This window comes from Companilactobacillus keshanensis, assembly GCF_003946205.1.
Taxonomy (GTDB): Bacteria; Bacillota; Bacilli; order Lactobacillales; family Lactobacillaceae; genus Companilactobacillus; species Companilactobacillus keshanensis.
In genome coordinates, this window is record NZ_RHOS01000005.1 from 89,287 (window position 1) to 110,457 (window position 21,171).

Consider the following 21,171-nt stretch of genomic DNA (forward strand, 5'->3'; position numbering starts at 1 on the left):
ATCATTATTTAACTGAGTCTTTCAAAGCTTTACCTGGCTTGAATGCAGGAACCTTACTTGCAGGGATCTTAATTTCTTCACCTGTTTGTGGGTTACGACCTTTACGAGCAGCACGTTGACGTACTTCAAAGTTACCAAAGCCGATTAATTGAACTTTGTTACCTTCTGATAAGTTTTCTTGGATTGATTCAAAAACAGCATCTACTGCTGAAGTTGCATCTTTCTTTGTTAAACCAGTTTTACTTGCAACACTATCGATAAGTTCTGCTTTATTTGCCATACATAATACCTCCGGAGATTTGTATAAATAATTTAGAACACATGAACGACGACTGTGTTCATCATTCCAATATTCAAAATACCATAGCACCAAGGCTGTGGCAAGTTTTAACCCCTTAAAAAGCGTTAAAACTGCATTTATTTAAAATAATCGACCAAAATCGTCCAAATTGGCGTCAATTCGGTATTATTTACGCTTTCTAGGTAAGATCTTTATTGGTGTTCCTTCAAAGTCAAATGTGTCTCTCAATTGATTGATCAAGAATCGTTCATAAGAGAAATGCAACAATTCGTTGTCATTAACGAATACAACAAATGTTGGAGGTTGAACGGCCACCTGAGTCATGTAATAGATACGTAATCTCTTACCATTAACAACTGGTGTTGGAGCAATTGAAGTTGCACGCAACAATAAGTCGTTAAGGATAGCCGATTGGATTCTTCTTTGACGATTATCGTAAACTCGAGAAACTAATTCAGGAATCTGATCAAGTCTTTGGGCTTTTACAGCTGATGTAAATAGGATCGGTGCATAGGCCAAATATTGAAATTCTGTACGAATTTGGTTTTCAAAGTCCTTCATAGTATTGGTATCTTTTTTCAAAGCATCCCACTTGTTGACGACGATAATAACACCCTTACCGGCGTTATGAGCATATCCAGCCACACGTTTATCTTGTTCACGAATTCCTTCTTCGGCATTCAAAACAACGCAGACAACATCTGACTTATCGATCGCACTCAAAGCTCTCAAAACAGAATACTTTTCCGTGTTCTCGTAAACTTTACCACGTTTTCTGATACCGGCAGTATCAATGATCGTAAAGTCTTTATCCATTTTTTCATCGTGGTACTTGGTATCGACAGCATCACGGGTAGTACCTTCCATATTAGAAACGATAACACGTTCATCACCCAAAATGGCATTAACTAATGATGACTTACCAACATTAGGACGACCAATGAAACTGAATTTAACGGATTCATCTTCCTCGTGCTTAGCATCAGATGGAAAAGCATGAACGATTTCATCCAAAAGGTCCCCAATACCAGTACCTTGGGCACCAGAAATTGGATTTGGGTCACCGAATCCTAAAGTATAAAAGTCATATATATTTTGACGTTGTTCTGGGTTATCAGCCTTATTTACCGCCAAAACGATTGGTTTTTTGGTACGGTAAAGGATTTTGGCGACATCTTCATCTTCTTTTGTAACACCATTTTGACCATTAACAATAAAGACAATAACATCTGCTTCATCAATTGCAATTTCAGCTTGGTTTTTGATTTGAACAGTCAACGGTTCACCGCTCATATCAATACCACCTGTATCAATCAATCTAAATTCTTTTCCCAACCAGCTTGCTCGGGCATATATCCTATCTCTAGTAACACCCGGTGTATCCTCAACAATAGACAGACGTTCGTTGATAATTCGATTAAAAATCGTGGATTTACCAACGTTTGGGCGTCCAACTAATGCAACTACGGGAACAGCCATAAATCTACCTCCTCATATTCTTAAATATTATTTTTCATTAACAATTTCAGTTACACGTTTTACTACTTGTTCGATCGTCATGTCAGAAGTGTCAACTTCGATCGCATCGTCAGCCTTCTTTAATGGAGAAATTTCACGATGAGAGTCCTTATAGTCACGAGTTGATATTTCATCCTCTAATTGTGCTAATGGCACATCGATCCCACGTTCCTTATTATCTTTAAATCTACGTTTGGCACGTACTGAAACACTGGCAATCAAGAAAATTTTAACTTCAGCTTTAGGTAAAACTGTCGTACCGATGTCACGACCGTCCATAACAATATTAGTATTGTCGGCCATTTTACGTTGCATTTCAACCAATTCTGTTCTTACTTCTTTGATCGCAGAAACTTGTGAGACATTATTAGTAATTTCTTCAGTACGAATTACTTCTGAGACATCCTCATCATCTAAAAAGACGTGTTGACCATCTTCTTTGCTAACAAAATAAATTTTATGATCATGCATTAAATTTAAAATACCTGATTCATCACCATAATCTACTTGATTATTTTTTGCAAGTAAAGTTACTGTACGATACATGGCTCCCGTATCACAATAAACAAAATTTAAATTTTTAGCAATTAATTTGGCAATAGTACTTTTACCAGCTGAAGCTGGACCATCAATGGCAATTTGCATTACTTATTCTCTCCTTAACAAAAGGGCCTTTCGACAAATTAATGTCCAAGACCCTTCCTTAAACTTCTATTTCAATCTTAATGTTGTACCTGGTGTTAATGTAGATACTCCACCGTTTAAATTCTTCAATTGAGCTGTTGTCATATTGTTATTATAAGCAATTCTAAACCAGTTATCACCGGCCTTTACTGTATAAGATGAGGCAGCTGCTGAAGATGAATTACTATCGGTAGTATCTTGTGATTGTGATTGTGATGTATCAGTTGTTCCAGTTGACGTACTGTCGTTATTACTATTGGTAGTAGTTCCAGTGGTTGCCTGGTTAGCCGAATTATCAGTTGTCGCATTACTTTGAGTGTTGTCAGTTGATTGACTATTAGTATCATTAGAAGTATCAGCATCATTATTAGTAGTTGTTGATTTCTTCTTAGTAGCTTTTTTAGTTGACTTCTTCTTTGTTGCCTTCTTTTTCTTCGGAGTAGTCTTCTTTTTTGCACTCTTGTCTTTACTTTCAACTGATTTCTCAGATTGGGTACTATCAATATTACTTCCACTACTGTGCATTGCATTAATAACAACTGGAGCAAACATAATAATGATCAAAGCAATGACCAATGTAGTTACCAATGTATGATTACCACGCTGTTTTTTCTTACTTATAGTACGAGATACATGACCACTCTCATCATTATCGTTATCAAAGCTCTTTTCCCAAGGTTTAGCTTCATCTTCCGACTCAGTTTCCTCTGGTTGTTTGCTTTCAGCTGGTTCTGAATTCAAATCTTGTTCTTGACCTTGTTGTGGCCTCTCTTGATCAGAAACTGGTTGCTGTTGTTCCTCTGAAACCTCAGATTGACTCAAATGATCAGGTTCTGCTTGACTAGCATGCAAATGATCATCTTTATCAGCTGAAGACGTTGGAATAACTGGTGCTGCCGGTGTCTCAAAATCATTATTTGAACTTGGGGCATCATCTTGAACTGTTTCATTTTGTTCAGGTTGTGGTTCAGGTTCTTGATTTTGATTGTCTTGAATATTCTCATTATCATCAGATGGTATCAAATGATATTTTTTTAAATCTTCTTGACTGACTGATCCTTCTAATCCAGCAGTTGAATTTGGGATATTTTCACCAGAAGTGTTATTTTTGTTGTTATCGGCCATTAAAAACCAACCTCCTAATTTCTATCCCTTAAAGCATATCATAAAAATTGAATTTTTTTCTTTAAAGATTTCTAAAGAATCGCTAGTTTGCGGTTTTATTAATGAAATGACCCTTCAAGCGTGGGTAGACAACTAAAACACCCACAGAAATGATCAATGACTTAACAATATTAAATGGAATAACTCCGGTTGCTACGTATTTTGCCAAACTCATATTCAATTGCATCCCGATTACATTAATGTAAAGCGGCATAATGACAAAATAGTTTAAAACTGACATAACAACTGTCATATAAATTGTTCCTGTGATGATTGCCATAGTTTTGTTATTTCTCTTCCAAAAATAACCGAATGGCAATAATAAAGCAATCGCTCCAATTACGTTAGCGCCGTTACCTATAATTCCGGCAACTCCTGATCCTGTAACCAGCCAATGCACTAAAGCCTTGAGTAAGGCTATCAGGCTACCACCCACCGGTCCGAAAAAAATTGTTCCTATAATCGTGACAATGTCACTTAAGTCTACCTTCAAGAATGGGAACCATGGTAATACTGGGAACTCGAAAAACATAATGATTGCCGCGAACGCTGCAAAAATTGACACCGTTACCATTTCTTGAAATTTGTAAGTACTCTTTCCCATAAAATCAACCTTCCTTGCCGATTTCCAAAGAAAATAGGTCTGTTTTGGGCATACCAAAACAGACCTAATCTGTTTTCTTTCATCTAGACTTTACTATCGGTTTGGGAATTGAACCCAATCAACCAGGAAAACCTGGGTCGCGGACTATACCGCCGGTCGGGAATTTCACCCTGCCCTGAAAACCAACTTATTAAATTTTTAACAAACTTAATATAACAGATTATTTCTTTTCTTTCAACTTAGCAACTTCGATTCTGGATAAATCACGGTATTTACCAGAAACTAATCCATCTAAAGTCAAGAAACCATACTTTTCACGAGAAAGTTTATTTACGGGGTGACCAACACCTGCAAACATATTTTTAACTTGGTGATTGTGACCTTCATGGATAACCAATTTAACAATCGATGTACCTTTTTTAATATCTTTTGACATTACAGTCACTTTAGCTGGCGACGTCTTATAGTCTTTCAACTTCATCCCACGCTCAAGTCTTTTAATATCTTCAACAGCTAATATTCCTTGGATCTTAGCAATATAAGTTTTTTCAACATGATATTTTGGATGCATCAACTTGTTAGCAAAATCACCATCGTTAGTTAAAAGGATCAACCCTGAGGTATCATAGTCCAATCTACCGACTGGATAGACACGTTCTCTAAAGTCGTCTTCCAACAGGTCAGTAATAACCTTACGATTTTTGTCATCCTTAACGGCCGAAATAACACCACGAGGTTTGTACATTAAAATATAACGTTTTTTTTCATCATGGATCGGAACACCATCAACTTCGATTTTGTCATGATGATCAACTTTGATGCCCATTTCCTTAACAACTTTTCCATTAACTAAAACGTGACCACTGGCAATCAATTCCTCAGACTTACGTCTTGAAGCGATACCAGCATCAGCCATAGCTTTCTGTAATCTCATTTTTTCTGCTTCTGCCATTTATTATTCCTCTTTATAATCCTCAAATTTTTCAATCTTAGGAAGTTCTTCAATATTCTTAATTCCAAAGTAATCAAAAAATTCATCTGTTACGACATACAAATTCGGATGACCAATGACATCTTTTTTGCCATTTTCTTTGATTAATTTTCGAGCCAGTAAAGTATTTATGCTACCAGAGCTTTGGACTCCTCTGATCTCATCAACCTCTATTCTGGTTATTGGCTGACGATATGCCACAATTGACAACACTTCCAAAGCGGCCTGACTGAGTTTTGTTCCCAATCCGGTCTTGAAGTATTTTGTCAGTAATTCACTATATTCGCTCTTAGTTATCAACTTATAGGTCGAATTATACTGCGACAACATGATGCCAGATTCCTCATCATTTATCAATTTTATTTTCAATTGCTCTACATTTTGTCTCAGTGCAGCACGGTCTATTTCTAATAGATCCGCTAAATCTTTTTCTTTGATACCTTGATCCCCCGCTACAAAGAGTAAGGCCATGATTTTTGCTTGATACACTTTTAATTCCTCAATTCAATAAATAAATCACTTTGATAGTCACTCTGTACTGCAAGAACCTGTTGTTTTCTGACCATTTCTAAAACGGCCATAAAATTAGTCACAACTTCTTCAATATTATCATGAAGCTTTAAAAGTGATTGGAAATTAGTTTTTTTGATTTCTGTTAACTTTTGCAAAATATTCTCTTCAGCATCTTCGATCGACAATGTTTCATTTTGAATGATCTCTGTCTGTGGCTGACGATTACTTTGATTGATCAATAGATCCAGATAAGTTTCTTTTAAATCGTCCAGCGCTACTGAATCAGGTAGAAGAAATTTGTCGACTTTGATCTGTGAAACACTGATATCTTTATCAAACGACAGACGACGCATTTTTTCCTTTTCAGCAAAATACTCAGAAACACGTTTGAAGGTTTGATAAGTCAACAACTGAGAAACTAACTGATCTCTGGGATCTTCCATTTCTAAGTCATCGTCATCAAACTCATCTGGGGCTATCGGCAATAACATTCTACTTTTGATTGACATCAAAGTCGAAGCCATTACCAAATAGTCCCCTGCAATATCCAATTCCAAAACTTTCATCTTGTTTAGATAATCCAGATACTGCTGCGTGATCTGAGCAATGGGGATGTCATAAATATCAATTTTTGATTCTTTGATCAAATGTAATAACAAATCAATTGGACCTTCAAAATCGGTCAAAATTAAGTTCAATTTTTTCATTCTTTTTCAGACACTTCCTCAGCTTGCCTATTGTGCCAGCCTTTGATCAATTTTACAAGTTTGAAATTGCCGAGAATTGTTTGGTTAGGAAACCTTTGTTGTACTTCATCCAAAATTTTATACATGTTGCTCTGTGAACGATAAGAGGGATTCAATGAAATATATTCAACAAAAACGGTATGCTCAGAAAACGACAAGGCAACTATCCCTGAAAAATCTTCCAAATTACTCTTCCAAAGATATAATTGTCTATTTTCATCTTCTGCATAGAGTCGAAGTTCTTGTTCCATATTATCCATATCCTTTAAATCGGGGATATAAGATAAAAATCCCATGGCTATTTTCTTATTTTCATCACTATATTTATTTAGCATAAATCCTCCAATTAGGCACGCGGATGAGCCCTGTTATAAACCTGTTTCATTTGCGTCTTATTAATATGCGTATAAATTTGCGTTGTAGAAATATCCGAATGTCCTAATAATTCCTGTACCACACGAAGATCGGCACCATTCTCTAATAAATTAGTAGCAAAAGAATGTCTTAACGTATGGGGTGTTACATCCTTTTTAATACCAACTTTTTGAATATACTTCTTGATCATTCGCCAAATCGACTGACGAGATAATTTTTTCCCGCGAAAATTTAAAAATACTTCTTTTTGGTCTCCATATTTCTCGACCAAATGTATTCTAGTTTCAGCAAAATATTTGTTCAACCATTTAATCGCCGTATCACCAATTGGTAATAATCGTTCTTTATCACCCTTACCGAGGGTCTTTATTAAACCCAAGTCTAAATGAAGATCATCCATGGCCAAATTCACCAATTCGCTGACTCGCAAACCAGTGGCATACATTACCTCAAAGATAGCCCGATCCCTGACCCCTAATGTTGTCGAAACATCTGGAGATTCGATCAAAGAATTAACTTCTTCCATCGACAAAACAACCGGTAAATGAAATCCCTTTTTGGGCGCGTCTAACTCATTCATCGGATTACTTGGGATCTTATCGGTTAATTCTAACCATTGATAAAATTTTTTTAGAGACGAGAACATTCTCATCTGAGATGTCTTTGACTTACCTTGTTTATCTTGTTCAGCAAAAAAATTAGTTACCAAGAAATGATCCTTAGGGTAACTAGTTATTTTATGCTTTTCTAAATAATAACTGTATTCATACAGATCTTGATGATACGAAATGATCGTATTCTTTGATAAACCTCGATCTAATCGCAAGTATCGCGAATAGTCATTTAAAGCATCCAGCATAGCTTGATTCTTTAATGTTTTATCCAAATTATCACCTTACTTTAAAGATGTGTGACCGTCTTTTTGCTCAATTTTACCTTGTTTCATCAAATTACCTAGAGCACGTTTGAAACTACCTTTACTGATACCAAAATATTCACGAATTGAATCAGGATCACTCTTATCAGTATATGGAATTTTACCGTCAACAGCATGTTCTAAAACTGCCATGATCATTTGAGCATCTGGAGTAATTTCTTCAAAGGCACGTGGTTTCAATGAAAGGTTCAAACGTCTGTGGCTTGAACCAATAACACGAGCTGTTACATGTTGTCCAATGTGCATTGGACCATCTTGCTCATTTTGATGAATAAAACCTAGATAGTAATCTTCAGTGATCACAAAAGTACCAGAACTTCTAATTGCAATAACGGTACATTCCTTATCCTTATTTTTATCATCTAAACTAGCACTACGCATTAATTGCATATAAATATTTAAATCAGCTAATTTTCCCCATAAACGGCCCTTATGATCTATAACTAACATAACCATCAGTTTATCTCCCTTTTTAGGCCACTCGGAGTGCTCTAATGGAAGATCATCTAATGAAACGGCAATGTCTTTATCATCAAGTCCAATATCGACAAAGACACCAAGGTCTGTTCTAACCTCAGTTACTACAGCAAAATCCCAGACACCCTTTAAAACACCAGGGAGTTTAGTCGTCATGCGATTCTTGTGACCTTGGTTTTCATAAACAAAACCAGTAAGTTCATCCCCCAATTCGGGAACTTCATCTAATTCGCTTAATTTCATGGCAAAAGTATTACCCTCGATTTGAACGAAAGCATCATCATTATTTAAGTCTGTAACAGTACCAACAAGTACATTCCCATACATATCTTTTAGTTCCATAATTCACCATATTCTTTTTTTATTTGCTTCTCTATTCTACCAGTAATAGGAAGACTTTTCATAATTTTGGAAGTAGCAGGCAGTTTATTTTTAATGTCACACCTTAGTGACAATTCGCACATTAAACTTGTAATCGTTTTCACATACAATAGATTTTGAAATCAAATAGAAGAAACAGAGGAGTCAATACATATGAACATTTTTGAAATCAACCACATCAATATGAATCTAGAAGGTTCTACTCAACATGAAATAATGGAATCTTTAGCCGATTTAGCTTTTAACCTTAATATCATTAATGACAAGGCTGAATTAGTTAAAGACTACCTAGAACGTGAAGAAGAGTCAACAACTGGTTTTGGTAATGGAGTCGCTATTCCCCACGCACGTTCAAATAATATCAAAGGCGCTACGATTTTGTTTGGCCGCAGTAGTTCTGATATTGAATGGGATTCACTTGACGGAAAACCGGTAAATACTTTTATCAGTTTACTTGTTCCCGACGACCAAGCCGACGAACATCTAAAATTATTGGCTAAATTAAGTCGTAAATTAGTCCATAAAGATTTTGTTGAAATTTTAAAAACCGGTTCTGAAACAGAAGTATTCGATGCAATCAATAATATTGTAAACAATTAATGAGGTGATCTTATGACAAAGATAGTAGCAGTAACAAACTGTCCTGCCGGTATTGCTCATACATATATGGTGGCCGAGGCAATTGAAGAAAAAGCAAAATCGCTTGGCTATGAAGTCCATGTAGAAACTCAAGGTGCCAGCGGTGTTGAAAACAAATTAACAACTGAACAAATTGCCGAGGCAGATTATGTTATCTTGGCGATCGGAAAGGGCCTTACAGACCACGATAAAGAAAGATTTAATCAGAAAAAAGTCGTTGAATTGCCTGTATCTGAAGCATTAAAACATATCGATACTCTCTTTGATGACTTAGAAGCAAATTCTCACGTTCTTTCAAGTTCCAAAGTAAAACTTGGTGCTGACCAAGAAACAGTTACTGAAGGTGTAATGAGTTACCTAATGGCTGGTGTGTCTGCTGCATTGCCATTCGTTATCGGTGGTGGTCTTTTAATCGCCATTGGTAGTATGATGGTACAATTTGGAATGCCAAATACTCCACTAGGAAAAGGAACAGAACCTTCTCTGGCTTGGATCATCACTAGCATTGGTAATTTAGGATTCCAATTCATGATTCCTATCATGGGTGCTTACATTGCTTATGCAATTTCTGATAAACCTGCTTTTGCTCCAGCCTTCTTAGTTACATTTTTAGCAAATGACAATCAATTATTAGGAACTGATTCAGGTGCTGGTTTCTTAGGTGCCATTGTTATCGGTCTCTCAATAGGTTACTTTGTTAAATACTTCAAGAAACTTAAATTGGGTAAGAATTTCCAATCAGTCCTAGGATATATGATTATCCCGTTTGTAACATTATTAGTCTTTGGTTTACTAACATACTTCTTACTCGGTCCAGCAATGGCCTGGCTAATGAGTGTCATGCTTAGTTTCTTACAAAATATCCCTACATCAATGAAAATCGTTGGCGGATTCATCGTCGGAGCAATGTTAGCTTTCGATATGGGTGGTCCGATCAACAAAACAGCTTGGTTCTTTAGCTTTTCACTACTTAGCTCACACGTATTCAACTGGTACGGTATTGTTGGTGTTGTAACTTTACTTCCACCAATGGCCGCTGCTATAGCAACTTGGATCAAACCATCAATCTTCTCAAAACAAGAAAGAGCCGCATCTTGGTCAGCTTTCTTAGTTGGTATGACCGTTGCCACAGAACCCGCTATCCCATATGCACTAGCCGCCCCACTTCCAATGATTACAGCTAACACTTTGGCTGGAGGTATCACAGGTGCTTTAACAATCTTCTTAAACGTTGAAAGAACGGCTCCTGGTATTGGTATCTTTGATCCACTAATAGGTCTAGAATCACCATGGTATTGGTTCTACTTATGTGTTGCCGTTGGATTGGCCCTAAACGTACTATTCATTATTACTTTCAAGAGTCACTGGCTTAAAAAACAAGCCGAAAAAGAAGCAAAAGCCGCTTAAAATTGAAGGGATGGGATAATTATCCCATCCCTTTTTTGAAAGGAAAAACTTATGAAATATAATTTTAATAATGTTATCAACCGTAAAAACACTTACAGTACACAATGGGACTATATTGCTGATCGTTTTGGCAGAAATGATATTCTTCCATTCTCAATTTCCGATACCGATTTTCCCGTTCCAGAATCAGTTCAAAACGCCCTAAAGGAACGGATAGAACATCCCATTTATGGTTACTCACGCTGGAATCATAGTGATTATAAGAATAGTATCGTTTATTGGTATCAAGAACGAGACCAATCAGAAATCGATCCAGAATGGATCGTATACAGCCCTAGTGTTATATTCAGCGTAGCCACATTTATTCGTTTACTCTCAGAAGAAAATGAAGCCGTAGCAACTTTTACTCCAATGTATGATGCCTTTTATAAAGTTATCGAGCAAAATAATCGCCTATTAATCCCCATCCGTTTGGGTAGTGCTCAGACTGGATATCAAATTGATTGGGATTCTTTGGAAGCTGTTTTATCACAAAAGCAAACTAAAATTTTTCTATTGACTAATCCCCATAATCCGACAGGAAAAGTCTTCACCAGAGAAGAATTGGAACGAATCACTCAACTTTGTGAAAAATATCAGGTATTTATCATTTCTGATGATATTCATAAAGACATCGTTTATCCCGGATCAAAGTACATTCCAATAACTAATATCACCCAAAAAAATGTCGTTATCTGTTCATCCGGATCTAAAACATTTAATACTCCTGGTTTGATCGGATCATATACCTTTACTCCTGATACTAAGTTAAGAGATGCTTTTTTAATCGAATTAAAAGATAAAAATGCCTTATCCTCAGTTAGCATCTTAGGTATGTATGCACAAATGGCTGCATACAGTGACAAAGGAGTCGAATATTTAGATCAATTGGTCCCCTATCTTCAAAATAACTTTATGATAATAGATAACTTTTTAAAAGAAAAGCTTCCTATGTTAAACTTTCAAATACCACAGGCAACATATCTGGCCTGGATAGATGTCTCTGGTTTAAATATTCCAATGAAAGAATTACAAAATAAACTGATCAACCAAGGTAAAGTTGGAATTATGCCAGGTACAACTTATGGAGATAGTAATTATTTAAGAATGAATATTGCCTGTCCTAAATCAAAATTAGAGGAGGGTTTGAAGCGAATGGAGTTTGGCATTCGCAATTAATATGTTAAACGTTCGTCAAATACAAATTTTAATATTACTTTGGAATGATGATTACACCGGAACTGAACTCGCGGAAAGAGTCAATAGTTCCAGAAGAACCATTATTCGTGATATTAACGAAATTAATCAATACCTAATCGAGAGATCCATTGCCCAAATAAATTCTAGTAGCAAATACCACATGGTAATTAAAAATTATCGAGAATTTCAAGCACTAATTGAACAATTTGAAATTGACGACCAAACTTTCCTATTCAAACTATTAATTTTAAAAAATAAGAGTATCGATAATCTGATGGCCGAAACATACCTTTCAAAAAAGGAAGTCGCCAATACCGTAGAAAGACTAAATAATCGATACCAGGGGTTTGTAGAAATAACTTCTAAAATAGGTAAGGGCTATCAAGTCGATTTTCAAAGAATAACAAAAGTAGATTTATTAGCATATTTGATTTTCAATAATCCAAAATTAATTCAAAATGTTCCAAATTTAAATATGCCTAAAATCAATAATCTTATAAAAGAAGATAAACAGTATATCCCGCCTGAAATTAATAAGTATTTAGTTTCAAAACAAATTACGGCACAATTTCTCGCTTTAAATATCTGCCAAATTGACGATGCTAAGAAATTTTATTTGGAAAAAATTCAAATTCTAAACAAATTAAATACAGCATCAATTAAAAAAATACTACGACAAATAACTGACAAATATGAATTACAAATCGAAGAAACAAGTTTAGTAACTGACATTACTGAACATTTATGTCGAAACAACCTCTTCCCAACCTTTATCTCTGCCTCCTTAACTAAACAGATAAAAGATATAAAGATTAAAAATCCCTTTGCCTTTGATTTAGCAAATGATTTTAGTCAAGCTGCTAAAGAGGAAATCAAAGATATTATTATCAACGATGAATACATTGGTCTATATGTCGTTAGAGCGATAGATATTATATCTGAAGACAAGAATATCAAAATTCTAATGTATACATACCAACGTTCAATCGCCAATATCAATGAGAATATTCTTTTAGAGAATATCAATAATATCAATCTAAAAAGCGTTTATTCAAAAGATGAATTTGATAATCTTTTACGTGATAATAGTTATGATATCAGTATTATGAATGGCCCAAGCAGCGATAATTCAGGTAAATTTGATATTTCAATTAATGGAATAATCAACCAACAACACATATCTTATTTAAAGAGGATCACTAGTAATTACTATATTAATAAAAATCTGGGAAATATTTTTACACCTAGTAATTATCTTAATTTAGATAATCAAAATGGTAGTTACCTTGATAATCTAAGAATTGGTCTATCGGAATTTAAGAGTAGAGATTTATTAGGTGATGATCTAATTAGAACATTGATAAATCGTGAGGAAGCCGGAAATCAATTAATAATTGATAGTATAATTGCTGTCCCACACGCATCATCCCGTATAAAATTCGGAAGTATCTTTGCAATTAAATTGGAAAATCCAGTGATCTTAAATAACAATTCAATTAATTTAATTCTCAATGTTGTTATTGATGATCAAGAAGAAGCATCACGTCAAATATTCAGTTATCTATACAAAATATTTCACAATACATCTAAGGAAAAAATAAAACAGATCTCAAGTTACGAAGATTTATTCAAAATATTAAATAATCCAGAATAGATTGTATTTTTGATACAGTCTATTTTTTACGACATATGTCATACTAAGTCATGACATATCTCACTATCCCTTTTTTGATTTCGAATTAGTAACCAGTATTTTATCCGCAGTAAAGAATCCATTAACAGATGAAGAGATGAATATGCTAATCTTTAAATAATAAAATAATCGAGGAGTTATTCTAATGATAAAATTATTTGCTACTGATATGGATGGTACTTTCCTGCGTAACGATATGACTTACGATGAAGATAGATTTTCTGATCTTCACAGAAAAATGGACGCCAAGAATATCCAATGGGTAGTTGCAAGCGGTAATCAATATTTCCAACTAAAATCATTTTTTGAAAAATATCCCGACACTATTTATGTAGCTGAAAATGGTGCATATATTCGTGATTTAAATAAAATCTATGCCGTACATTCTTTTGATAAGATAACCGCGAAAAAAATTATTTCAAAATTGCAGAATATCCCACAACTTCAAATTTTGGTATGTGGTGTTAAAAGTGCATATATATTAAATAGCGAACCAATAGATTATATTAATAATGTCAAAAAATATTACCACGAATTAGTAACTTTAGATAATTTTAATGAGATTAACGATAAAATTTTAAAATTTGCTTTATCTTGTCCTCCATCTGAAACAAAAAATTTAGTGAAAGAGCTAAAATCTGAATTATTGGAATTGGCCGAACCCACAAGCAGTGGTCACGGAGATATTGATATTATTCAACCTGGTAGAAATAAAGCGGCTGGTCTAGCAGAGCTTGGAAAAGATTTGAATATCTCTTTAGAAGAAATGTGTGCTTTTGGTGATGGAGGTAATGACTTAGAAATGATTCAAGAGGTTGGTTTAGGTGTGGCAATGGATAATGCCCAAGATCACGTAAAAATGGTATCTAATAAACAAACAACTGATAATCAGAATCAAGGAGTTTTAGATTTTATATCTGAATTTATCTAAGACACAAAAAAAGCTAATCTACTGTGAGGTATTCCTCCTTAGTAGATTAGCTTTTTAATTTATTTCATTTAATTAATGATATGTATTATAGAGAACGTGAAGCGCCCTTGTATACAACACCACGTCTTGAATCAACTGTTACTGTTTCACCATCATTGATAAGTGAAGTAGCATCCTTTGCGCCAACAACAACTGGTAGACCCATAGCAATACCAACAACGGCTGCATGTGATGTCAAACCACCGTTTTCAACAACAACAGCACTTGCTTTTTCAAGAGCTGGAAGATAATCTTTGTCTGTCATTTCTGTAACAAGGATATCTCCTTCTTTAACTTTATCATTTGCTTCTTTAGCAGTATGAGCAACAACTGTATTACCAACAATTGATTCTTCACCAACACCTTGGCCCTTAACAAGCTTTGAACCAATTAGTTGTACCTTCATCAAGTTAGTTGTACCACTTTCACCAACGGGAACACCGGCAACAACAAGGATTAGATCTCCTTCTTTAGCAAAACCAAGTTCTTGAGCTTTCTTTGCAGCAAGATCGAACATTTCATCAGTGTTTGATGGTTTTTCAGCAATAATAGGATCAACACCCCAGTTAACTGTCAAACCACGTTGTGTTCTTTCGTCAAATGTAATAGCAAGGATATCAGCACTTGGACGATATTTAGAAATCATACGTGCAGTATAACCTGACTTAGTAGCAGTAACGATTGTCTTGATACTTAGTTCCTCAGCAGTTCTAACAACTGATTCACCAATTGATTCTGTAACGTTTGAACCCTTGTATTCTTCGAATCTTTGGATTGCAAGTTGGTTACTCTTGTCTAATTGATGTTCTGTACGTTCATTGATTAGGCTCATAGCAGCAACAGCTTCTACAGGATAGTCACCGTTAGCACTTTCACCTGAAAGCATTGTAGCATCTGTACCATCAAGAACAGAGTTAGCAACATCAGTAACTTCGGCACGTGTAGGACGTGGGTTTTCTTGCATCGAATCAAGCATTTGTGTAGCTGTGATAACTGGTTTACCAAGAGCATTACATTTCTTGATCAAGCTCTTTTGAACGAATGGTACGTTTTCAAATGGAATTTCAACACCCATGTCACCACGAGCAACCATCAAACCATCAGAAACCTTTAAGATTGAATCGATATTGTCGATACCTTCTTGTGATTCGATCTTAGGGAAGATTTGTACATCTTCACAGTGTTTTTCTTCAAGAATTTCACGAATGTCAAGAACATCTTGAGCTTTACGAACAAATGAAGCTGAGATGAAGTTGATTCCGTTGTCACATCCAAAACGAATATCATCAGAATCCTTTTCAGTAATACCAGGAAGGCGAATTTCAACGCCAGGTGCATTAACACCCTTTCTTGAACCGATCATACCTTCGTTTTGTACTGATGTTACTAATTCACGGTGTTCATCATCTTTTTCAGTGATCTTCAAATCAACAAGACCATCATCGATCAATACGTGTCCACCAACATGTGTGTCATCAAAAAGACCTGGGTATGTAACAGCAATTTTTTCAGGATTACCAGTTAATGAATCATCCATAGAAATACGGATAACGTCGCCAATCTTAGCTTCGAACTTTCCGCCTTCTTGAACAGTTGTACGGATTTCAGCACCCTTAGTATCAAGAACGATACCAACAGTCTTACCAGTAATTTTTTCTGCTTCATGAACCATCTTCATACGTGAAAGGTGTTCTTCATGATCACCATGTGAGAAGTTAAAGCGAAAAACATTTGCTCCAGCTTCAATTAATTTAGTAATTGTTTCAATATCATTACTTGCAGGACCAAGTGTACTTACAATTTTTGTTCTTTTCATCGAGAAACCCCTTTTCTTTTGTTGGATCCATTGTATCAAATTATCTGCTTAATGATTTATTTAAATCATATAAGTCTAAATCAGGTTTGTGCTTTCCATCGAATAAATCAAGCATGCTATGATATGTCAACTTGTTGTCTTCAGTACCAATAGCTATTCCACCCTTACCATCTTCAAGAAGGTCAACGGCATAAGCACCCATCTTACTTGCTAGAACACGATCTCTAACAGTTGGTGAACCACCACGTTGCACATGACCTAGAACAGTACTACGTACTTGGAAGTCACCGAATTCATTTAATTTATCTGTGAATTCTTGAGCATGCATAACACCTTCGGCAAGAATGACAAGCATGTGCTTCTTACCTTTTTCGCGACCCTTTTTGATACGGTTTGCAATTTCTGCAATATCAAAGTCACGTTCTGGAACGACAATTTCTTCAGCACCACCAGCGACACCAGCCCAAAGGGCGATATCACCAGCACCTCTACCCATAACTTCGATAACAAAAGTTCTTTCATGGGAAGTGGCTGTATCTCTGATCTTATCGATTGATTCGATAACAGTACTTACGGCTGTATCAAATCCAATTGTAAAGTCTGTGTAAGGAATATCGTTATCAATAGTTCCTGGTAAACCAATTGCATTATATCCATGTTCTGTTAGACGTAATGCACCATGGTAGGAACCATCTCCACCAATAACAACCAATGCTTCGATACCGAATTTCTTAAGTTGTTCAATACCCTTCAATTGGCCTTCTTCTTTGGCGAATTCTGGGTATCTTGCTGAATACAAGAAAGTACCACCGCGTTGAATACGATCAGATACATCAGAAGCAGCTAATGGGAAAATGTCCCCAGCAACTAAACCAGCATATCCATAATTAATGCCATACACTTCTAAGCCTTTATCCAAAGCTCTACGTGTGACTGCTCTAATAGCAGCGTTCATACCAGGGGCATCTCCACCACTGGTTAAAATACCTATACGCTTCATTATTCACACTCCAAATTTATTTGTTTCAAAAACAAAACCTTATAAAATATAACATTTTTTTCACATTCTTTGTAGAGCTGAAAACGTTTTAAGTTGAAATTAATGCTATTTTTTTAAATAGACATTTCTTTCTCCCAACATTTTTACAAGTTCTGTCTTCATATATTCATTAAAACGCACCCAGCGATTACGTTTCAATAATAATGCCTGCTTATTCTTTTCAAAATAGAGAATCACAGGAACTTGACCAGTATCTTTTTCGATCAACTGATAAAGTTCCCTTAGTTTCTGATCTGAAAAATTGGCTGGGATCTTTAGATAAAGTTTTTCTTCTGGTAACTGGACTGAATATTGCTTTGGATCATTTATCTTATCTGCAATAAACTCAAGATCTCCTCGGCGGCCATCTTCAGCATGTCCAACAATCAAGAATATCTTATTATTTAAATCTTCTTCTGAAAACTTTTGAAATAATCTTGGAAAAACTGTGATCGATACTTTTCCAGTTTCGTCTTCTAAACTAAGAAAACACATTTGCTGCCCTTTCTTAGTTCTAATGACGTGAGCATCTTTGACTAATCCTAAAATATTCACCGTCTGAGTTTTAACCTGGTTCAGCTGACCTATTTTAAACGTCTGAGTATTCAATAATTTCTGTCTGATTTTTTCAACTGGGTGGCCTGAAACATAGATACCTAAATACTTCTTCTCTTGATTCAATTTTTCAGTCAAGGTAAAGTCATTAATTTCATGCTTTTTGGGGTCTAAAACATCGAATAAAGATAAATTGGAACCTGCCAGTTGAATACTCTCAATCAGATCTCGAAAATCTAATAAAAGTTCACGACGATTTTTATTAAAACTATCAAATGCACCGGATAAAATTAGTGGTTCTAAATATTCGCTTTTAACAAATCGCTTATCGATCCTCTGCAGGAAATTCTTGGCATCGACATACTTACCATTATTCTGCCGTTCATTTAAAATATCCTGTGCCATATCTCGACGAACACCTTTGATATTCAAAAGCCCGAATTGAATCGATTCATTATCAAAAATGAAACTAACCTGGCTTTGATTTATATCAACATTTTTTATTTTAAGATGGCTATCTTTGGCATTCTGAATATACATTGAGAGTTTAACTTCATTATTCAAATTAGAATTCAATAAGCAAGTATAAAACACCCCTGGAAAATGTACTTTAATGTAAGCTAACCAAAAAGCAATCATTGAATATGCTACTGAATGGGACTTATTAAATCCATAATTACCAAAAGTTTCAATATAGTGGTAAACATTCTCAGCTGATTCCTTAGCAACGCCTTTATTTACAGCACCATTAACGAATTTTTGATGATTTTCTTGCATCAAAATCTCATTTTTTTTGCTGATAGCACGACGCAAGATATCGGCGTCTGCCAATGAGAATCCGGCCATTTCAGACGATACTTGCATAACCTGTTCTTGGTATACCAAAATACCATAAGTCGGCCGTAATATTTCTTTTAAAGAATCATCAGGATATGTTACTGGTTCATCACCATGTTTTCTAGCAATAAATGTCGGAATGTTTTGCATAGGCCCTGGGCGATAAAGGGCATTTGTAGCCACCACATCATCAAATGAAGTCGGTTTAAGCCGTCTGAGAACACTTTTTATTCCGTCGGATTCGAACTGAAAGACACCATCTGTTTGTCCACGTTGAAATAATTCCAAAGTTTTTAGATCATTCAGTGGAATTTTTTCTGGTAAAAACTCACGTCCATATTGTTTAGAGATCATTTGGATCGCCGAATCAAGGATTGTTAAATTTCTCAATCCTAGAAAATCCATCTTCAACAAACCAACGCTTTCAACATTATTCTTAGTCTGCTGCGTCAGATTTATGCCGTCATCTTCCAGTTGAACTGCCACAATATCAGTCATTGGCTTTTTACTTAAAACAATCCCTGCAGCATGAGTTGAGTAATGTCTAGGAATACCTTCGATCCTTTTAGCAACCTTAAAAATAAGCTGGTTTTCTTTAGATTCGGCAACTAAACCCTTTAACTCACTAGACTCTTCGTATGATTCTTTTAAGGTAATATTTAGTTTACGTGGTATCGAATCTGACCATTTACTTAATTGAAATTGTGTTTGGCCAAATGTTCTGGAAATATCTCTTAAAGCCATTTTAGCAGCTAATGTTCCAAAGGTAATTATTTGTGCCATATGATCAGAACCGTACTGATCATGCATATATTCGACCATCTCGTCACGACGGTCATCTGGCAGGTCCAAATCAATATCTGGCATATTTACACGTTGAGGATTTAAAAATCGCTCAAACAGCAAATCATACTTGATTGGGTCTACTTGTGTGATGCCTAAGGTATATGAAACCAGTGACCCAGCCGCTGAACCACGACCAGGACCAGTCTTTATCCCAACTTGATGTGCATGCTTTATGACATCCCAAACGATCAAGAAATAATCTGAGAATCCCATTTTTTCAATGACCCGCAATTCGTAATCCAATCGTTTTTGATAATTATCTGGAATATTGTTATTAAGACGACGTTTTAGTCCTTTGGAAGCTAAATTTTTCAGATATTCGGCTGAACTGACATCCCCTGTCTCAAATTTTGGTAATTCAGTTTCTTGAAATTCTATCTCTACGTTACAATTATCTGCAATCAGCTCAGAATTATTGACCGCTTGATCTAAATCATACTCATTATATATAGAAGAAAAATCATTAAATGAATGCAAATAATGATCCCCATGTTCAACTACTTGGTCTAGATTATCAAATTTATCACCGGTTCTGACAAAATTTAAAACCTGATAGGCCAAATGGTCATCTTCATTGATATAGCGGACATCCCCTAAAGCAACGATTGGTAACTTTTGACGTTCTGCCACTTGACGGATATCTTTCACATTATTAATTTGTTCTGAGTAAAGACCAATTCCTAAATATAATGAATCACTATCAACTAATGAATTTAAAATATCAAAATACTCCTGATGATCGTTTATACTCATAATTTCAGGTTCAATAGAAGGTGTTATAACAAATAGATCTGATAAGAATTGTTTAATATCTGTTATTTGTACTTTATCTTTAGCTGACATAACCAATGAAGAAATTTTTATCAAATTTTTATAACCTTGATTGTTTTTTGCCAATAAAATTAATTTATAATCGTTATTAACATCAATTATCCCTTGGGTCTCAATTACTAGCCCAATTATAGGTTTAACACCTTGTTTTTTAGCATATTTATAAAAATCTATCGAGCCGTATAAATTATTCAGATCTGTTAAAGCAACTGCTTGATAGCCTTGTTCCTTGGCTCTATCAATCAGTTCAGTCAACTTCAACGGACTATGTAATAAACTATAACTACTCATTACTTGGAGTTGTGCTTGCAATTGACTACCCCCTTTGGTTAAAATTATATCAAAGTGTTTATGAACATTATTGGGCAAAGCTCATTTTTGTGCTAAACTACTGAAGAAAGTGAGATGGAAGAAATGAGATATTTCGATGTATTGCTTTGGTCGATCATTTTGGGTCAAGTTGCTGGCTTCATTGGTGGTGCCTTAAACCAACAAGCTTATAATTTCCAAAGCTCTGTTATTGTCAGTGCTGTTTTCGCAATTATCTTCTTTATAATTCCAGTTATTTTAGATAAAAGCGACAATCGCGCCAAATAGGCGTGATTTTA

At 35.3% G+C, this 21,171-nt stretch carries 20 protein-coding genes and 1 riboswitch; of the genes, 6 read left to right on the top strand and 14 right to left on the bottom strand.

Annotation, left to right across the window (positions count from 1 at the left end):
• Positions 1-4: 4 nt before the first annotated feature.
• From EKM64_RS04445 to EKM64_RS04495, 11 genes are all read right to left on the bottom strand, one after another.
• Positions 5-280, bottom strand: coding sequence for an HU family DNA-binding protein (locus EKM64_RS04445; RefSeq protein WP_010623460.1), 276 nt, complete (start codon positions 278-280; stop codon positions 5-7).
• Positions 281-466: 186 nt separating this feature from the next.
• Entirely contained in the window at positions 467-1,780 is a 1,314-nt protein-coding gene (gene der / locus EKM64_RS04450) for a ribosome biogenesis GTPase Der (RefSeq protein WP_125676011.1), read from the bottom strand.
• Positions 1,781-1,807: 27 nt separating this feature from the next.
• Positions 1,808-2,464 (bottom strand): (d)CMP kinase, encoded by a 657-nt coding sequence (gene cmk / locus EKM64_RS04455; protein WP_125676013.1) that lies wholly within the window; start codon positions 2,462-2,464, stop codon positions 1,808-1,810.
• Between the two features lie 66 nt (positions 2,465-2,530).
• Positions 2,531-3,628, bottom strand: a complete 1,098-nt coding sequence (locus EKM64_RS04460) for a LysM peptidoglycan-binding domain-containing protein (protein WP_125676015.1) — start codon at positions 3,626-3,628, stop codon at positions 2,531-2,533.
• 82 nt (positions 3,629-3,710) lie between these two features.
• The gene (locus EKM64_RS04465) at positions 3,711-4,271 is read right to left on the bottom strand and encodes an ECF transporter S component (protein WP_125676017.1); all 561 of its coding nucleotides are present in this window, start codon (positions 4,269-4,271) and stop codon (positions 3,711-3,713) included.
• A 67-nt stretch (positions 4,272-4,338) separates the two neighbouring features.
• Positions 4,339-4,458: riboswitch (FMN riboswitch) on the bottom strand.
• A 33-nt stretch (positions 4,459-4,491) separates the two neighbouring features.
• A complete protein-coding gene (locus tag EKM64_RS04470) occupies positions 4,492-5,223 on the bottom strand; it encodes a pseudouridine synthase (protein ID WP_125676019.1) in 732 nt (243 codons plus the stop codon).
• Positions 5,224-5,226: 3 nt separating this feature from the next.
• Positions 5,227-5,751, bottom strand: a complete 525-nt coding sequence (gene scpB, locus EKM64_RS04475; protein WP_225420954.1) for an SMC-Scp complex subunit ScpB — start codon at positions 5,749-5,751, stop codon at positions 5,227-5,229.
• 2 nt (positions 5,752-5,753) lie between these two features.
• A complete protein-coding gene (locus EKM64_RS04480) occupies positions 5,754-6,482 on the bottom strand; it encodes a segregation and condensation protein A (RefSeq protein WP_125676021.1) in 729 nt (242 codons plus the stop codon).
• Positions 6,479-6,856, bottom strand: coding sequence for a RibT protein (locus tag EKM64_RS04485; RefSeq protein ID WP_125676023.1), 378 nt, complete (start codon positions 6,854-6,856; stop codon positions 6,479-6,481). Before EKM64_RS04485 ends, EKM64_RS04480 begins: the two co-directional genes overlap by 4 nt.
• 11 nt (positions 6,857-6,867) lie before the next feature.
• Positions 6,868-7,755 carry a site-specific tyrosine recombinase XerD gene (gene xerD, locus EKM64_RS04490; protein ID WP_125676098.1) on the bottom strand — a complete coding sequence of 296 codons (888 nt, stop codon included), beginning with the start codon at positions 7,753-7,755 and terminating at the stop codon, positions 6,868-6,870.
• A gap of 36 nt (positions 7,756-7,791) precedes the next feature.
• The gene (locus tag EKM64_RS04495) at positions 7,792-8,652 is read right to left on the bottom strand and encodes a CvfB family protein (RefSeq protein ID WP_125676025.1); all 861 of its coding nucleotides are present in this window, start codon (positions 8,650-8,652) and stop codon (positions 7,792-7,794) included.
• 192 nt (positions 8,653-8,844) lie between these two features.
• Here EKM64_RS04495 and EKM64_RS04500 point away from each other — a divergent pair, with 192 nt between their 5' ends.
• From EKM64_RS04500 to EKM64_RS04520, 5 genes are all read left to right on the top strand, one after another.
• A complete protein-coding gene (locus EKM64_RS04500) occupies positions 8,845-9,291 on the top strand; it encodes a PTS fructose transporter subunit IIA (protein WP_125676027.1) in 447 nt (148 codons plus the stop codon).
• 12 nt (positions 9,292-9,303) lie between these two features.
• Positions 9,304-10,737, top strand: coding sequence for a PTS fructose-like transporter subunit IIBC (locus tag EKM64_RS04505; protein WP_125676029.1), 1,434 nt, complete (start codon positions 9,304-9,306; stop codon positions 10,735-10,737).
• 51 nt (positions 10,738-10,788) lie between these two features.
• Positions 10,789-11,955, top strand: coding sequence for a MalY/PatB family protein (locus EKM64_RS04510; protein WP_125676031.1), 1,167 nt, complete (start codon positions 10,789-10,791; stop codon positions 11,953-11,955).
• A 1-nt stretch (position 11,956) separates the two neighbouring features.
• Positions 11,957-13,630, top strand: coding sequence for an HTH domain-containing protein (locus tag EKM64_RS04515; RefSeq protein WP_164505296.1), 1,674 nt, complete (start codon positions 11,957-11,959; stop codon positions 13,628-13,630).
• A gap of 184 nt (positions 13,631-13,814) precedes the next feature.
• Positions 13,815-14,600: a Cof-type HAD-IIB family hydrolase gene (locus EKM64_RS04520; protein ID WP_125676035.1), complete on the top strand. Its 786-nt coding sequence runs from the start codon at positions 13,815-13,817 to the stop codon at positions 14,598-14,600.
• A gap of 85 nt (positions 14,601-14,685) precedes the next feature.
• On the opposite strand, the gene pyk is transcribed toward EKM64_RS04520, so the two are convergent.
• The 3 genes from pyk to dnaE all read right to left on the bottom strand — a co-directional run bounded on the left by pyk (position 14,686) and on the right by dnaE (position 20,875).
• Entirely contained in the window at positions 14,686-16,455 is a 1,770-nt protein-coding gene (gene pyk, locus EKM64_RS04525) for a pyruvate kinase (protein ID WP_125676037.1), read from the bottom strand.
• Between the two features lie 40 nt (positions 16,456-16,495).
• Positions 16,496-17,455 carry a 6-phosphofructokinase gene (pfkA, locus tag EKM64_RS04530; protein ID WP_125676039.1) on the bottom strand — a complete coding sequence of 320 codons (960 nt, stop codon included), beginning with the start codon at positions 17,453-17,455 and terminating at the stop codon, positions 16,496-16,498.
• A gap of 105 nt (positions 17,456-17,560) precedes the next feature.
• The gene (gene dnaE / locus EKM64_RS04535; RefSeq protein ID WP_125676041.1) at positions 17,561-20,875 is read right to left on the bottom strand and encodes a DNA polymerase III subunit alpha; all 3,315 of its coding nucleotides are present in this window, start codon (positions 20,873-20,875) and stop codon (positions 17,561-17,563) included.
• A gap of 102 nt (positions 20,876-20,977) precedes the next feature.
• On the opposite strand from dnaE, the gene EKM64_RS04540 reads away from it, so the two are divergent.
• On the top strand, positions 20,978-21,160 hold the full coding sequence (locus tag EKM64_RS04540) for a YjzD family protein (protein ID WP_125676100.1): 183 nt from the start codon (positions 20,978-20,980) through the stop codon (positions 21,158-21,160).
• Positions 21,161-21,171: the final 11 nt, after the last annotated feature.

Coding starts and splice junctions, on each gene's coding strand:
- EKM64_RS04445 (WP_010623460.1), bottom strand. CDS start 280: ATGGCAAATAAAGCAGAACTTATCGATAGTGTTGCAAGTAAAACTGGT.
- der (WP_125676011.1), bottom strand. CDS start 1,780: ATGGCTGTTCCCGTAGTTGCATTAGTTGGACGCCCAAACGTTGGTAAA.
- cmk (WP_125676013.1), bottom strand. CDS start 2,464: ATGCAAATTGCCATTGATGGTCCAGCTTCAGCTGGTAAAAGTACTATT.
- EKM64_RS04460 (WP_125676015.1), bottom strand. CDS start 3,628: ATGGCCGATAACAACAAAAATAACACTTCTGGTGAAAATATCCCAAAT.
- EKM64_RS04465 (WP_125676017.1), bottom strand. CDS start 4,271: ATGGGAAAGAGTACTTACAAATTTCAAGAAATGGTAACGGTGTCAATT.
- EKM64_RS04470 (WP_125676019.1), bottom strand. CDS start 5,223: ATGGCAGAAGCAGAAAAAATGAGATTACAGAAAGCTATGGCTGATGCT.
- EKM64_RS04480 (WP_125676021.1), bottom strand. CDS start 6,482: ATGAAAAAATTGAACTTAATTTTGACCGATTTTGAAGGTCCAATTGAT.
- EKM64_RS04485 (WP_125676023.1), bottom strand. CDS start 6,856: ATGCTAAATAAATATAGTGATGAAAATAAGAAAATAGCCATGGGATTT.
- xerD (WP_125676098.1), bottom strand. CDS start 7,755: ATGCTGGATGCTTTAAATGACTATTCGCGATACTTGCGATTAGATCGA.
- EKM64_RS04495 (WP_125676025.1), bottom strand. CDS start 8,652: ATGGAACTAAAAGATATGTATGGGAATGTACTTGTTGGTACTGTTACA.
- EKM64_RS04500 (WP_125676027.1), top strand. CDS start 8,845: ATGAACATTTTTGAAATCAACCACATCAATATGAATCTAGAAGGTTCT.
- EKM64_RS04505 (WP_125676029.1), top strand. CDS start 9,304: ATGACAAAGATAGTAGCAGTAACAAACTGTCCTGCCGGTATTGCTCAT.
- EKM64_RS04510 (WP_125676031.1), top strand. CDS start 10,789: ATGAAATATAATTTTAATAATGTTATCAACCGTAAAAACACTTACAGT.
- EKM64_RS04515 (WP_164505296.1), top strand. CDS start 11,957: ATGTTAAACGTTCGTCAAATACAAATTTTAATATTACTTTGGAATGAT.
- EKM64_RS04520 (WP_125676035.1), top strand. CDS start 13,815: ATGATAAAATTATTTGCTACTGATATGGATGGTACTTTCCTGCGTAAC.
- pyk (WP_125676037.1), bottom strand. CDS start 16,455: ATGAAAAGAACAAAAATTGTAAGTACACTTGGTCCTGCAAGTAATGAT.
- pfkA (WP_125676039.1), bottom strand. CDS start 17,455: ATGAAGCGTATAGGTATTTTAACCAGTGGTGGAGATGCCCCTGGTATG.
- EKM64_RS04540 (WP_125676100.1), top strand. CDS start 20,978: ATGAGATATTTCGATGTATTGCTTTGGTCGATCATTTTGGGTCAAGTT.